Annotated in this window: 16 protein-coding genes; all 16 read right to left on the reverse strand. The window is 36.1% G+C overall.

The genetic code is table 11. The features are described from left to right. Positions 1-95: 95 nt before the first annotated feature. The 16 genes from NSQ99_RS23280 to NSQ99_RS20165 all read right to left on the reverse strand — a co-directional run bounded on the left by NSQ99_RS23280 (position 96) and on the right by NSQ99_RS20165 (position 14,422). Positions 96-254 carry a Fic family protein gene (locus NSQ99_RS23280; protein ID WP_445670533.1) on the reverse strand — a complete coding sequence of 53 codons (159 nt, stop codon included), beginning with the start codon at positions 252-254 and terminating at the stop codon, positions 96-98. 92 nt (positions 255-346) lie between these two features. Then, complete coding sequence (locus NSQ99_RS20095) at positions 347-520, reverse strand: hypothetical protein (protein ID WP_340838693.1); 174 nt, start codon at positions 518-520, stop codon at positions 347-349. 1,014 nt (positions 521-1,534) lie between these two features. Further along, on the reverse strand, positions 1,535-1,876 hold the full coding sequence (locus tag NSQ99_RS20100; protein ID WP_340838694.1) for a hypothetical protein: 342 nt from the start codon (positions 1,874-1,876) through the stop codon (positions 1,535-1,537). Positions 1,877-2,098: 222 nt separating this feature from the next. Then, on the reverse strand, positions 2,099-2,593 hold the full coding sequence (locus tag NSQ99_RS20105; RefSeq protein ID WP_445670534.1) for a DUF6933 domain-containing protein: 495 nt from the start codon (positions 2,591-2,593) through the stop codon (positions 2,099-2,101). A 209-nt stretch (positions 2,594-2,802) separates the two neighbouring features. Then, on the reverse strand, positions 2,803-3,315 hold the full coding sequence (locus NSQ99_RS20110) for a hypothetical protein (protein WP_340838696.1): 513 nt from the start codon (positions 3,313-3,315) through the stop codon (positions 2,803-2,805). A gap of 185 nt (positions 3,316-3,500) precedes the next feature. Further along, positions 3,501-4,007 carry a GNAT family N-acetyltransferase gene (locus tag NSQ99_RS20115; RefSeq protein WP_340838697.1) on the reverse strand — a complete coding sequence of 169 codons (507 nt, stop codon included), beginning with the start codon at positions 4,005-4,007 and terminating at the stop codon, positions 3,501-3,503. Between the two features lie 173 nt (positions 4,008-4,180). Then, positions 4,181-4,720 carry a hypothetical protein gene (locus NSQ99_RS20120; RefSeq protein ID WP_340838698.1) on the reverse strand — a complete coding sequence of 180 codons (540 nt, stop codon included), beginning with the start codon at positions 4,718-4,720 and terminating at the stop codon, positions 4,181-4,183. A 190-nt stretch (positions 4,721-4,910) separates the two neighbouring features. After that, positions 4,911-5,450 carry a hypothetical protein gene (locus NSQ99_RS20125; RefSeq protein WP_340838698.1) on the reverse strand — a complete coding sequence of 180 codons (540 nt, stop codon included), beginning with the start codon at positions 5,448-5,450 and terminating at the stop codon, positions 4,911-4,913. A gap of 205 nt (positions 5,451-5,655) precedes the next feature. Further along, entirely contained in the window at positions 5,656-6,072 is a 417-nt protein-coding gene (locus NSQ99_RS20130; RefSeq protein ID WP_340838699.1) for a GNAT family N-acetyltransferase, read from the reverse strand. Positions 6,073-6,919: 847 nt separating this feature from the next. Next, positions 6,920-7,708 carry a DUF5677 domain-containing protein gene (locus NSQ99_RS20135; RefSeq protein WP_340838700.1) on the reverse strand — a complete coding sequence of 263 codons (789 nt, stop codon included), beginning with the start codon at positions 7,706-7,708 and terminating at the stop codon, positions 6,920-6,922. A 2,533-nt stretch (positions 7,709-10,241) separates the two neighbouring features. Then, positions 10,242-10,709, reverse strand: a complete 468-nt coding sequence (locus tag NSQ99_RS20140; RefSeq protein WP_340838846.1) for a DUF2691 family protein — start codon at positions 10,707-10,709, stop codon at positions 10,242-10,244. A 177-nt stretch (positions 10,710-10,886) separates the two neighbouring features. Beyond that, complete coding sequence (locus NSQ99_RS20145; protein WP_340838702.1) at positions 10,887-11,363, reverse strand: GNAT family N-acetyltransferase; 477 nt, start codon at positions 11,361-11,363, stop codon at positions 10,887-10,889. A gap of 126 nt (positions 11,364-11,489) precedes the next feature. After that, positions 11,490-11,945, reverse strand: coding sequence for a DUF4279 domain-containing protein (locus NSQ99_RS20150; protein ID WP_340838703.1), 456 nt, complete (start codon positions 11,943-11,945; stop codon positions 11,490-11,492). A gap of 803 nt (positions 11,946-12,748) precedes the next feature. Next, a complete protein-coding gene (locus NSQ99_RS20155; protein WP_340838704.1) occupies positions 12,749-12,883 on the reverse strand; it encodes a hypothetical protein in 135 nt (44 codons plus the stop codon). A 386-nt stretch (positions 12,884-13,269) separates the two neighbouring features. Further along, a complete protein-coding gene (locus NSQ99_RS20160; protein ID WP_340838705.1) occupies positions 13,270-13,815 on the reverse strand; it encodes a hypothetical protein in 546 nt (181 codons plus the stop codon). 139 nt (positions 13,816-13,954) lie between these two features. Then, positions 13,955-14,422, reverse strand: coding sequence for a hypothetical protein (locus tag NSQ99_RS20165; protein ID WP_340838706.1), 468 nt, complete (start codon positions 14,420-14,422; stop codon positions 13,955-13,957). Positions 14,423-14,522 lie beyond the last annotated feature (100 nt).

Raw genomic sequence — 14,522 nt, forward strand, 5'->3', positions numbered from 1 at the left:
TCAACTTCAGTTAAGTTACCTTCTGCTATGCCAGTACCTAAATCAACTAATTCCTTCTGAGTATATTCAATTCTTATTTCATTTAATTTTAGTAGTTAAATCATGGTTGCAATACCTATTCGCTTGTTTCCATCTACAAATCCGTGGTTTTTTATTAAAGCGTGTGTTGTTACTGCGATCTTTTTATATACATCAGGGTATAAATCTTGCCCTTCGAAAGTCACAAATGCTCGACCAATAGCACTCACAATCATTCATCGATCTCTAATCCCATCACTTCCACTAGTTGGTTAATAATCTTTATGGAAATGTAGAAGTTGTTCTATAGTTATTGTCATTGTCTTCATTATTTCGCTAACTCATCAAGTGCTTCTTTATTTTCATGTATGATGCTGTCCATTAAGCTTTCAATCTGTTGGTCATTCTTTCTATTCAAAAACTCAACGAAATCAATTACTTCTAGTTGTTTTTCGTGGGTTAGTTTTAAAAAATCTTGAACTAATTTCTCCTCAAGTCTCATTCAAAATACCTCAAATCCATTTACTTACATTATACTCTACATGTATAAAAAATACACTTCTGGTCATTCAATTTAGAATCCTGTTATTTCATATAACGTTCTTGCATTAACGAACACGAAAGGCTTGAGTAGAGCGTAGCGCAACGGGGCGACAGACTTAGCCTTGCAGGGTTGTCACATGAATGAGCTTCTCTGCCAGATGCATCACCATTGACCGAGGAGCGCATGCGACGATGCGTTAATGCAGTGTTAACTGAAGTTGCTACCTTCTTGACTACGCTTGATTTCTTTAGTTTCCTTATACCTTCTAAATAAGTTTTTAATATCTTGGTCATTGTTTATATAATTTTTGAAAACCCCACTCCAATGAATAAAATTCTTGATTCTAACAATATTAATGTTGCAAAATATCAAAACTTTTAATATAAGTTTCGGTCGAAGACTATCTTGGATCGTCTTAAGTCTTTTAATCCCCATTAATAATGTTTCATATGATACCACTACTACAAAAGCATAAATATAAAATACAAAAAGAAGCGACAATGCAATGGGTAACATTACATCCTTCAATACATCAAGAATTATCAAGTTTTCAAATTCTAAAATAAATTTTCGTACAGAGTTAATAAAAATCGTTAAGACCAATATTGATAATAAAGTATTAAAGAAGTTCTTTAATATTTTGCTGTTCTTGTCCTGATATTTAGGAGATGAATGGATAAAAGAAATAAGTATAGAAAAAAATGTTATCGCGAAGACTAAGATGAATTCTATTAACACAGAGAATGTATACATATTCATAATAAATTCAAAAACTACGATAATTTTTATATTATCTTTCAAAAATAAGTAAAAGAAGCCTAAATCTCTTGCTTTTGTTGTGGATCTAAAAGTAGTTACAAATGCTACAGTTAAGTACCATATTACTGAATCCTTTAATAATCTAACCTCCCAAAAACCAATTTGATTCAGAATATAAATTAAGCCAATAAAATATAAGATCATTGAAATATATCAGTATATTAATTTTCGGTCTAGAGCTGACCTTATAAGATTTGGAATTAGTCCCCGGACATTTTTTACAGAAAGGACAAAAGCAACAAAGAGTAATAAACCGATTCCAATAGCTATCTCTCTATTGTTAAATTCTGTAAATTTATACACTTCATTTAACCAAAGCATAAAGTTCATAAAATACAAGAGTATCAAATCAGTGATATCATCAATAAAAATTTTAGTGTTTACATGATCCATATATAAAAAATAACTTAATGTAAGTAATCCAATTAATATTAAGGATTCTATTATTAAAAAAAACGATAGAATTCTTATTTGCTTTGGGTTCTTTTGCTTCATCGAAACACCTCAATATTTTTGTAGCAATTTCCGATAACGTTTTTGCATTAACGAACCCGAAAGGCTTAAGTGAGCGAAGCAAGCGGGTCCGACGGACTTAGCCAGTACAGGGTTGTCCGCCTGCTTCCACTCCCTCGAAAATCCTCAGTCGGAGGAAGGGGCGCGACAGCGGCCCGCAGCGTGAATGCGGTGTTATGCGATGCCAGTGCCACCTCGAGTTACTTACAACGTATTATAGTTATTAGGATCCTTTAAAACTTCCTTAAATAGTTTAATTGGTTCCTGGTAGTCTATAGGTTTATGAATGAATCTGTTTAACCACTTTAACCGTTCAAAGTCACTCTTAAAATCATCCTCAACAAAGAACGTAACTTCTTTCATTGTTCCTAAAACACTTCGATTATTTGTCTTTGAAATAACGATTTCACTGCAAAATTCAAAGTATTCAATAATGTGAGCCTTATTAACACCTTCTCTGAGTAGGTAGTCTTTAAGAGTATCTAGAAATTTCTCTTTCAATCTCTCTAACTGACCGGTTCTTACTCCATTAATAATGATAGATAATCTCGTCATATCATTCACAAAGACAATGTGTTTTCGTTTATTCAAATTGTATATATTCACATGCCAACTCAATAATCTAGGAGCATTATCAACTTCAATCGGTAATGTCTTCATATCTTTCAACAGATCTTTTGTTAGTCTGAGGGTGAGCACTTCGTCACTCTCCTTTCTGGTTCTGGTTTCGCATAACGTTCTTACATTAACGAACCTGCACTTAGCAGGTTGTCACGTGAATCACCTTCTCTGCCAAAAACATCACCAGTGGCCGAGGAGCGTATGCGATGATGCGATGATGCGATGATGCGCTAATGCTGTGTTATATAATGGAGTCACGCCCTCATCGGATTACTCTTCAGGTAGGCTTATTCTATATATTTCATTTCATTTCCTTTTCTATCAAAAATGATCTTTGCTTTTGTAAATTCAAGCTCTGTTTCCTTAACTGGTTCTAATACTAAGAAGTACTCTCCATCGGGAACATCAATTTCATATATCTCATCATCAATATAAGCTTTGACTTTTCCGATGTTTTCAATGTTTCGACCAGCAAGTTTCAAATATTGTCCTTTGTTGGTTTTAATTATTCTTTCTCTTATCGAATTTGTCCCATGTCCTACATATTCAAATTTATATTTGTTATTCCAGCCTCTTCTTAGTTCTCCAGATCCCAATACTCCATTCATATCAAAAACAAAATGAAATTTATTATTAGTTAATTGAGATTTCTTAATTTCGATGTCAGCTTCTAGTCGGTTTTCAATTTCCTCCTCAATTTCAAATATATTATTATCAATCGAGTATTTACTTGAGAAATCCAAATAAAAGATTGAACCAACTATAATCAGTCCTACTATTATAAATAGAGTTTTTTTCATATCTCTCCTCTGAAATGCAATACGGATTTGTATACGACTCTTTCATATAACGTTCTTGCATTACGAACCTGCGCATAGCAAGTTGTCACGTGAATCTACTTCTCTGTCATAAGATTACCAGTGACCAAAGAGCGCATGCGATGATGCGTTAGTGCTGTGTTATGTGATGCCCCGACATTTTAGATTTACAACCACAAAGTCATTAGTTCTTCATCATAGTATTTACCATTATGTTTGAGAGCTCTTTTCTCCATTCCATATACATGGAATCCAATCAATTCATATAAGCTCTTTGCATTCTCGTTACCTACAACCACACATAGATTAATTTGTTCAAGATCTTCTATCTGTTTAGCTTGCTCAATTACCTGCTCTACGAGGCGTCTACCTACTCCTTGATTTCGATATCCTGATCTTACATACATTCCCCATACAAAACCTTTATGTTTAAACTTGATGGATTGTTCTTGTACAAATCCAATTACCCCTATTAATTGACTACTCGAATCAAAAGCACCAAGAGTAAAACTACCAGACTTTGCTTCTAATCCTCTTTTAATAACTTCAATATCTCGATTAAGATACTCCTCATAAGTCAAACCGAATGAATCAGGTGATTCAAATAGACCTTCAAGTCTAATATCGCGGAATGTTTCCGCATCTTCAGGGACCAATATTCGAATTGCTTCCATGACTTCACCTCAAAAAATGTATTTCGGGGTTTCACATAACGTTTTTACATTAACGAACCTGCGTATAGCAGGTTGTCACGTGGATAGACTTCCCTGCCAAAAGCATGACTAGTGACCGAAGAGCGCATGCGACGTAGCGTTATGCGGTGTTATGTGAAGTCTTCATCCCTCAATCAATCATTCAAAAACCGTTTTATTACTTCTTCATCCCATACCTGAACTTCAATATATCTCTCTGGTCCGTGAGACCCATTCGAATTCCATTCTTGTGGAAATCCATACTGACTTATTATTTCTTTGATTTCACTCTTAGTGTAGACTTGTTTCCGATAGGGTTTGCCATCCTCATATCTCATTGTGGGGAACAAATCTCCGTATGTAAAACTAACTGTCTCTTCTAACAACTCTTCCCATGAAATTACAATTTGACCAGGGTTCTTATACCACGACAATAACCAATCACAAGACTCCAATGTCATGTAATGCGGAAATCTATTATAGGGTCTACCTCCCTTGGCAATGAATTGCTCGCGAGCTATGGCTTCCAATTCTCTTCTAATACTCATATAATCATTTGATCGTCGACTTGCAAAAGCCTTTCCGTCTATCTTAATTCGGTTTGAAACCTCTTCTGCTTCCTCAATTGTTAATTTAGATAAGTTTCTGAACGGACCAACGTCTTTATCAAAATAATGATACAAATTGAATGTCATTTAAAATTTCCTTTTCTTTTTATTTTTAAAGTTTTTAATAGCACTTGAAGATTTCATCTAACGTTTAGGTATTCACGAACTTCCGCAGGAAGTTGTCACTGAATCTACTACTAAGCCAAAAGCATCAAAGTGACCAAGGGCATATGCCCGACTCGTGAATACTGTGTTAGATGAAGTCTTCATCCCTCAATCAATCATTCAAAAACCGTTTTATTACTTCTTCATCCCATACCTGAACTTCAATATATCTCTCTGGTCCGTGAGACCCATTCGAATTCCATTCTTGTGGAAATCCATACTGACTTATTATTTCTTTGATTTCACTTTTAGTGTAGACTTGTTTCCGATAGGGTTTGCCATCCTCATATCTCATTGTGGGGAACAAATCTCCGTATGTAAAACTAACTGTCTCTTCTAACAACTCTTCCCATGAAATTACAATTTGACCCGGGTTCTTATACCACGACAATAACCAATCACAAGACTCCAATGTCATGTAATGCGGAAATCTATTATAGGGTCTACCCCCCTTGGCAATGAATTGCTCGCGGGCTATGGCTTCCAATTCTCTTCTAATACTCATATAATCATTTGATCTTCGACTTGCAAAAGCCTTTCCGTCTATCTTAATTCGGTTTGAAACCTCTTCTGCTTCCTCAATTGTTAGTTTGGATAAGTTTCTGAACGGACCAACGTCTTTATCAAAGTAATGATACAAATTGAATGTCATTTAAAATTTCCTTTTCTTTTTATTTTTAAAGTTTTTAATAGCACTTGAAGATTTCATCTAACGTTCTTGCATTAACGAACCTGCTTATAGCAGGTTGTCACATGAATCAGCTTCTCTGTCAAAAGCATCACCAGTGACCAAGGAGCGAATGCGACGATGCGTTAATGCTGTGTTATGAGAAGTTCCTGACCTCTTGTAATTACTCTCAACAACAATCTTTAATACATTTAAATCTTTCTACTCCAGGATACTTCTCTCCTAAACTTGTTATATTGAATCCGATCTTTTTATAAAAATCAACTGCGTTTTTATCTGTTTCCACTTCCACCCTCTTTATATGATTTTCTTCTATAAATTCATTAATCATTTCTTTTCCTACTCCTTGCCTTCTATTGCTTGATTTGACTGATATATGTTTTAATTCAACTTCGCACTTCGATAACCATATAACTCCGATAATTCCGACTAATTCATTGTTCTTGATTTTTCCAAATAAAATTCTTGATTCATCATTATTATATTGCTCCAATACTCGTTTTACTCGCTCTTCATCTGGATACATACATTCAGCTAGTAAATTAATTATTTCCTGTCGATTTTTATATTCTATTAAATTAATCATTAAAATCACTTTACCTTTTTTCTATTCTTTCATATGTTTCAGGAATTTCTCATAACGTTTTTGCATTAACGAACCTGCGCACAGCAGGTTGTCACGTGAATCTACTTCTCTGCCGAAAGCTTCACCAGTGACCGAGGAGCGTATGCGACGATGCGCTAATGAATGTGTTATATGCTGGTGCGATCCCGACTTCTTCGAATTAAGCCATGGACGGCGTCCCTCATGCTTTTTAATCAATTCCTAAATACACTTGTGTTTTTTATTTATGGGGTTAACTTCTTCGGTAGGATTTGGCTTCAAACTTCAGCCTCTTTGTGGACTCTTACAGTGAAAACAAAAAACTTGTTCTTTTTATGTAATAATGAATTAATAACAACCTTGCTTCTCGAATACGGCTTTCAATTAGCGCCTGCGAACATCATCGAGTCTGCTTCGTAATTAAGTCTTTAATCTGCGCCTGCGAACATCATCGAGTCTGCTTCGTAATCAAATCTTTTCAATCCGCGCCTGCGAACATCACCGAGTTCACTTCGTAACTACGTCTATTCCATACTCGGGTAATATCATATCAATTATTGATGATTATATTTTAACATATGCTTCCATTTTTTGATGCCTTTAGCTAACTAATCTCTAAATCGAATTCACTTCAACAACAGGACGTTGTGGACGAGATACGTTCTAAACCATTTCGGGATTGTCACTGGCATATAACGTTCTTGCATTAACGACGGACACCCACCTTAGAAAGCTCTTATCTTAGGTGGGTGTCTGTGTTGATGAGCATACTCCGTTGTAGATACCTCTTTCAACCTAGGAGCGCAAGCGACGATGCGTTAATGTTCTGTTAGGCGAAGTTATTCTCTTTATTGTGAAGCAAACGAAATTCTCCTTTAATCAATTCCTGTGCTTTATTCCATGTTTCAATCATTTCAGTCGTGTCTACTCCAATATTATTAAAACCTGTATACAAAATCATTCTAGATAATTCACACACTTTAGAAATAATGTCTGTTGCACTAAATACTTGTGGACCAACAGCTAATAACAATCCGTCAACTCCATCTTTTATAAATCCTCTTGTAGCACTAATATTTGAATGTACATAGCTTGAATCAAATTTGTAAACTGCATCGTACCAAAAACTCATTCCGATTTCATCTGCCATTTTCGCGATACTCTTATCTGACCATTGTGTTTTATTCCTATAATGGTGTTTATTATTTTCGTAGTCATTATAAATTTGATTTCTACGCTCACTGTCAATAACTGTATCAAAAAAATGCTTGTCTATAACTTGTAATAGCCTGTACTGATTTATATATTCGTACTCTATGAATCTATCAGCTCTTTCATCGGGTTTATTAGAAATATAACCAAGAGTAATAGCGATTTCTACAAGCGTTCGTAAAATAACACTTGCATCCTCGTCAAAACCCGTAATCACTAATAATCGAAAAGAAAGTGCTGATTTATGGAACTTAGTAAGAAAATAAAGTGTCAGATGTGAAAGGAGGTTATCTGGGATCTGACCAGCAAGTAAAAATTTCTCGAACTGTTCTAGCATTAACTTATTTGCTTCCAAAGATTTTTCATGGTTTTGTTTCATTTCACATGCTATTTCTTTGATATACATAAATAACATCCTTTAGAATAATTTCGCCTAACGTTCTTGCATTAACGAACCTGCGCACAGCAGGTTGTCACATGAATAATCTTCTCTGCCGAAAGCATCACCAGTGACCTAGGAGCGCATGCGACGATGCGCTAATGCTGTGTTAGACGGAGTGCCTCCTTCGAATTACTATTGCAAAATCTATTAACTTTAATCAGTTCTCGAGTGAGAACATTCCTTAGATAAAAACGCCCTTAACTTCAATCAGTTCTCGTGTGAGAACATTCCTCAGAAAAGTGCTTTAACCTCAATCAGTTCCCGTATGGGAACATTCCTTAGAAAAATGCTTTTAACTTCAATCAGTTCTCGTGTGAGAACATTCCTTAGAAAGTGCTTTTAACCTCAATCAGTTCCCGTATGGGAACATTCCTTAGAAAAATGCTTTTAACCTCAATCAGTTCCCGTGTGGGAACATTCCTTAGAAAAATGCTTTTAACCTCAATCAGTTCCCGTGTGGGAACATTCCTTAGAAAAGGCTTTTAACCATCATATAGTTTTTAACCTTCGCATTACGTCTAACGTTCTTGCATTAACGAACCTGCCTAAAGCAGGTTGTCACATGAATCTACTTCTCTGCCGAAAGCACCACCAGTGACCGAGGAGCGCATGCGACGTAGCGTTAATGCTGTGTTATATGCTGGTGCAATCCCGACTTCTTCGAGTTAAGCCATGGACGGCGGCCCTCATGTTTTTAATCAATACCTAAATACACTTGTGTCTTTTTATGGGGGTTATATCTACGGTAGGATTTGGCTCTTCAAACTAAGCCTCTCTGTGGACTCTTACAGTGAGAACAAAAAACTTGTTCTTTGGGTTTTCAAATGATTAATTAATAACAACCATACATCTTGAACTACGTCTTTCAATTCGCGCCGCGAACATCACCGAGTCCGCTTCGAAACTCTATTTTTAATCCGCGCCTGCGAACACCACCGAGTTCACTTCGTAAATAAGTCTTTCAATTCCATACTCAGGTACTATCTTATCAATCATTGATTATTATATTTTAACATGTGTTTCCAGTTTTTAATGCCTTTAACTAACTAATCTTTTGCATTTCAAGTAATTCAATCGAATTGACTTCAAACAACAGGACGTTGTGGTCGAGGTGCGTTCTAAACCATTTCGGGATTGTCACTGGCATATAACGTTCTTGCATTAACGAACCTGCCTAAAGCAGGTTGTCACATGAATCTACTTCTCTGCCGAAAGCACCACCAGTGACCGAGGAGCGCATGCGACGTAGCGTTAATGCTGTGTTATATGCTGGTGCAATCCCGACTTCTTCGAGTTAAGCCATGGACGGCGGCCCTCATGTTTTTAATCAATACCTAAATACACTTGTGTCTTTTTATGGGGGTTATATCTACGGTAGGATTTGGCTCTTCAAACTAAGCCTCTCTGTGGACTCTTACAGTGAGAACAAAAAACTTGTTCTTTGGGTTTTCAAATGATTAATTAATAACAACCATACATCTTGAACTACGTCTTTCAATTCGCGCCGCGAACATCACCGAGTCCGCTTCGAAACTCTATTTTTAATCCGCGCCTGCGAACACCACCGAGTTCACTTCGTAAATAAGTCTTTCAATTCCATACTCAGGTACTATCTTATCAATCATTGATTATTATATTTTAACATGTGTTTCCAGTTTTTAATGCCTTTAACTAACTAATCTTTTGCATTTCAAGTAATTCAATCGAATTGACTTCAAACAACAGGACGTTGTGGTCGAGGTGCGTTCTAAACCATTTCGGGATTGTCACTGGCATATAACGTTCTTGCATTAACGAACCTGCCTAAAGCAGGTTGTCACATGAATTTACTTCTCTGCCAAAAGCATCACCAGTGACCGAGGAGCGCATGCGACGATGCGTTAATGCTGTGTTATATGCTGGTGCAATCCCGGCTTCTTCGTGTTAAGCCATGGACGGCGTCCCTCATGTTTTTATATATATTCCAAAATACACTTGTGTCTTTTAGTTATGGGGTTAATTTCTTCGGTAGGAGTTGGCTCAAGATACAGCCTCTTTGTAGACTCTTGAAATGAAAATAAAAAACTTGTACTCTTTGGGTTTTTAAATGATTTATTAATAACAACCTTGCTTCTTGAACTTGCTATAGTATCAATTATTGATGATTATATTTTAACATGTGTTTCCAGTTTTTAATGTCTTTAACTAACTAATCTTTTGCTTTTCGAGTAATTAAATCGAATCGACTTCCAACAACAGGACGTTGTGGTCGAGGTACGTTCTAAACCATTTCGGAATTGTCACTGGCATATAACGTTGTTGTGTTCACGACGTCCCACCGACTTAAGGTCAAGTAGTGACCGGGCGCGATGCGCTTAGTCGGTGCGGATGTGTCTGGCTGCTACAGCTTCCCCGAAATCCCTCTGCCAGACCGAGGGGGCTTGTCCCCCGATGCGTGAACACGGTGTTATCAGATGTCAGCGACTTCTAAGTAAAACTATCAATGTTTAGCAATTCATTACCACACTGATAAGCCAGTTCTAAAATCATTCTCATCTGTTATATATTCAAGTGGATTAAATCCACTTATCCTTGCATTCTCATAAAGATCCTCGAGTAGTTCAGATTCTTTACAGTAAATGGATATATAAGAACTATCAATTACAAGTAATGATAGTTGACAATCACAATCTAGATATTCCTTATAAGTATTAATTTCGGTTATATATGTTCCTTTTGGATAAGCCTTTAGATCTGCAAATATTAAGTAGTACTTATTATTTTCAATGATATCTTTCAGGATTTCTCCTTTCATTCCTAAAACCATTTCTGGAAAGAGTGGATTTGAAAGACCCTTATCTGTCACAATATAGGCTTCTTCTCCCCCAACAAACCAATCAAATGCTGTTACATCCAATGGTTTCAGAATCTCTTCTAGAAATCTCCCATACTCATTAGGGATTTCAAAACTAATTCCTCTTTTCATCTCTTCACCGCTCTTTATGCTGATTTCTGATAACGTTCTTGCATTAACGAACCTGCGCATAGCAGGTTGTCACATGAATTTACCTCTCTGCCAAAAGCATCGCCAGTGACCAAGGAGCGTATGCGACGATGCGCTAATGCTGTGTTATGAGAAGTTCCTGACCTCTTGTAATTACTCTTAACAACAATCTTTAATACATTTAAATCTTTCTACTCCAGGATACTTCTCGCCTAAACTTGTTACATTGAATCCGATCTTTTTATAAAAATCCACTGCGTTTTTATCTGTTTCCACTTCCACCCTCTTTATATGATTTTCTTCTATAAATTCATTAATCATTTCTTTTCCTAGTCCTTGCCTTCTATTGCTTGATTTCACTGATATATGTTTTAATTCAACTTCGCACTTCGATAACCATATAATTCCGATAATTCCGACTAATTGATTGTTCTTGATTTTTCCAAATAAAATTCTTGATTCATCATTATTATATTGCTCGTATACTCGTTTTACTCGCTCTTCATCTGGATACATACATTCAGCTAGTAAATTAATTATTTCCTGTCGATTTTTATATTCTATTAAATTAATCATTAAAGTCACTTTACCTTTTTCTTTCATATGTTTCAGGAATTTCTCATAACGTTCTTGCATTAACGAACCTGCGTATAGCAGGTTGTCACATGATTCTACTTCTCTGCCAAAAGCATCGCCAGTGACCGAGGAGCGTATGCGACGATGCGTTAATGCTGTGTTATACGACGTCCCGCCATCTTCGTATTAACTATCAAATTCAGACTCATATGGGTGAGCATACAAATCAAAATGAATTTCTGCTTCTATGTAATTCGCTATACTTATTAATTCTTTATTTAAAACTATAGATGGCGTTTCCCCATTTTTGATTACAATCACAATCATAAAATGACACTTTAAATCATATTCCTTACAAAAATCTTTAATTATTTCTTCTTTGTTTTTTAATCGTATTAATATTTCATCTATTGGTTTTTCTAAATCATATGTTTCTTCATATTCTGTGCTTAATTCCCATGCTGACTCTTGTCTATAATGTTTACCTCTATAAATAACATTTGGATTGGGTTTTCTAATTATTTCTTCTCCCTTACTGTATGCTTGGGTAGGTTGTATTTTTAGTAATTCTGTTAATAAATCAATTGGAAAACTATCACCATATATTCTTAGATAAACTCTTGCATTTGTTTTCTCTAGCATAAACTACCTCATATGGTTTAATAATTGCGGGATGTTGTATAACGTTTTTGCATTAACGAACCTGCCTATAGCAGGTTGTCACATGAATAACCTTCTCTGCCAAATACATCGCCAGTGACCGAGGAGCGCATGCGACGATGCGCTAATGCTGTGTTATATGCTGGCGCGATCCCGGCTTCTTCGAATTAAGCCATGGACGGCGTCCCTCATGCTTTTTAATCAATTCCTAAATACACTTGTGTTTTTTATTTATGGGGTTAACTTCTTCGGTAGGATTTGGCTTCAAACTTCAGCCTCTTTGTGGACTCTTACAGTGAAAACAAAAAACTTGTTCTTTTTATGTAGATAATGAATTAATAACAACCTTGCTTCTCGAATACGGCTTTCAATTCGCGCCTGCGAACGCCACCGAGTCTGCTTCGTAATTAAGTCTTTAATCTGCGCCTGCGAACATCATCGAGTCTGCTTCGTAATCAAATCTTTTCAATCCGCGCCTGCGAACATCACCGAGTTCACTTCATAACTACGTCTTTTCCATACTTGGGTACTATCGTATGAATCATTGATGATTATATTTTAACATGTGTTTCCAGTTTTTAACGCCTTTAACTAACTAATCTTTAAATCGAATTCACTTCAACAACAGGACGTTGTGGACGATATACGTTCTAAACTTTTTTTCGGGATTGTCACTGGCATATAACGTTCTTGCATTAACGAACCTGCGCACAGCAGGTTGTCACATGGATCTACTGCACTGCCAAACACATCACCAGTGACCGTGGAGCGCATGCGACGATGCGTTAATGCTGTGTTATGTGACGTAATCGCTTCCTGCTCATTGCTTTCAAACCATCGCTTTTTGAACCTACTTCTCGGTCAAAAGCCTGCGCGATCATCTGGTTTTTAATCGGCTTCTCTGCTAAAAGCCTTCTCAACCATTTGGTTTAATCTGCTTCGCTGCTAAAAGCCTTCTCAACCATCCGGTTTTTAATCTACTACGCTGCCAAAAGCCTTCTCAACCATCCGGTTTTTAATCTACTTCTCTGTCAAAAGCCTTCTCAACCATTTGGTTTAATCTGCTTCGCTGCCAAAAGCCTTCTCAACCATTCGGTTTTAATCTACTTCTCTGTCAAGAGCCTACTTAACATTCGTTTTTCGATTATGTCACATAACGTTCTTGCATTAACGAACCTGCGCACAGCAGGTTGTCACATGAATCTCCTTCTCTGTCAAAAGCATCACCAGTGACCAAGGAGCGTATGCGACGATGCGTTAATGCTGTGTTATATGATGGGGGCAACTTCCTCGATACTTCTGGAAACTATTCTTTTATATTGTATTCATCAAGATCTCTCGCTTCTTTAAAATATTCCTTAAAGTTTTTAACTATTGATTGATCCTTACTAATTAGAAGGGTTAATGTTGAATCCCAACATATAATTTCAATTTCTGCTTTAGGATGTTGAACTGAAACTCCCACTTCCCAAAATGCTGTATTACCATCAGCGAAGGGAACAACATCCAAAGAATTAATATCAATCTTTTCTGATTTATTAAAGCCTGATAGTACTCCCCAAATGAATTGAATTTTATGATCTTTAATCAATTTTGTTAGTTGAGTTCCTGATATCAAATATCTATTCTCAGGATCCCAATAGCCCTCATAAATCGTATACTGATCAAAATAATTAAGAAAATTATCAGGGATCCAATTAGTATTCAATTCTGTTATTAGCCAATTATAATCATTCTGCTTGTTTTGAATGGCTTCAAATATTGGACCAAGATACGTATAATATTCTACTTCGCTTGAATCTACTAAAATTGAGTTCAAGCTCTTCGCCCCTTTCATATAACGTTCTTGCATTAACGAACCTGCGCACAGCAGGTTGTCACGTGAATCTACTTCTCTGCCAAAAGCATCACCAGTGACCAAGGAGCGTATGCGACGATGCGTTAATGCTGTGTTATGCGTAGTTAATGCCTTCCTGGCAGAACTTACGAGATTACTTCATTAATTCTGTCATTGCTTTATTAATAACCGGTATTAATTCTTCATTTTCGTCCTTCAGTTTTAATTCATACAAAGTTTTTATCAATCTAATAAAATCGTTTATCCTTACTTCCTTTTTTTCTTCTTTAAATTTACTTTTGATCCATTCATCATTCAATTCACTTATTTCGATTTCTATATCAAACGTTCTTAAAATTGATTGATAGAACATCCTGCATTCATTCCCTAATTCAGTTTTAGATTTAGAATAATTACATTGGTGTATTAGTGAAAATGAAGTATACAGTATCCCCATTGCAAAATCTGCAGGGACAACTTCAAGCTTCTTTAGTTCTATTCGATGGCTTTCTAACAACTGATATACTTGGTTGAAAGCTACTTTATTTATCTTAGAATCAGGTCTCAAATCCAAGCATATCTGTTTCAAGTTGCTTAGTATTTCATTGATGATCCCATCCAAGTGTTACCACCTCTACTTTCTGAACCACTTTTTTGATATATCAGTATTAATTACGCATAACGTTCTTGCATTAACGAACCTGCCTAAAGCAGGTTGTCAC

The sequence above is a fragment of the Paenibacillus sp. FSL W7-1287 genome, assembly GCF_038004245.1.
Lineage (GTDB): Bacteria > Bacillota > Bacilli > Paenibacillales > Paenibacillaceae > Pristimantibacillus > Pristimantibacillus camelliae.

Bases quoted from the DNA above. Each gene is read 5' to 3' on its own strand.
- NSQ99_RS20120 (WP_340838698.1), bottom strand. From the start codon at position 4,720: ATGACATTCAATTTGTATCATTATTTTGATAAAGACGTTGGTCCGTTC.
- NSQ99_RS20125 (WP_340838698.1), bottom strand. From the start codon at position 5,450: ATGACATTCAATTTGTATCATTACTTTGATAAAGACGTTGGTCCGTTC.
- NSQ99_RS20145 (WP_340838702.1), bottom strand. From the start codon at position 11,363: ATGCAAGAACGTTATGAGAAATTCCTGAAACATATGAAAGAAAAAGGT.
- NSQ99_RS20095 (WP_340838693.1), bottom strand. From the start codon at position 520: ATGAGACTTGAGGAGAAATTAGTTCAAGATTTTTTAAAACTAACCCAC.
- NSQ99_RS20140 (WP_340838846.1), bottom strand. From the start codon at position 10,709: ATGAAAAGAGGAATTAGTTTTGAAATCCCTAATGAGTATGGGAGATTT.
- NSQ99_RS20160 (WP_340838705.1), bottom strand. From the start codon at position 13,815: ATGCAAGAACGTTATATGAAAGGGGCGAAGAGCTTGAACTCAATTTTA.
- NSQ99_RS20100 (WP_340838694.1), bottom strand. From the start codon at position 1,876: ATGAAGCAAAAGAACCCAAAGCAAATAAGAATTCTATCGTTTTTTTTA.
- NSQ99_RS20135 (WP_340838700.1), bottom strand. From the start codon at position 7,708: ATGTATATCAAAGAAATAGCATGTGAAATGAAACAAAACCATGAAAAA.
- NSQ99_RS20110 (WP_340838696.1), bottom strand. From the start codon at position 3,315: ATGAAAAAAACTCTATTTATAATAGTAGGACTGATTATAGTTGGTTCA.
- NSQ99_RS20115 (WP_340838697.1), bottom strand. From the start codon at position 4,007: ATGGAAGCAATTCGAATATTGGTCCCTGAAGATGCGGAAACATTCCGC.
- NSQ99_RS20130 (WP_340838699.1), bottom strand. From the start codon at position 6,072: ATGATTAATTTAATAGAATATAAAAATCGACAGGAAATAATTAATTTA.
- NSQ99_RS23280 (WP_445670533.1), bottom strand. From the start codon at position 254: ATGATTGTGAGTGCTATTGGTCGAGCATTTGTGACTTTCGAAGGGCAA.
- NSQ99_RS20150 (WP_340838703.1), bottom strand. From the start codon at position 11,945: ATGCTAGAGAAAACAAATGCAAGAGTTTATCTAAGAATATATGGTGAT.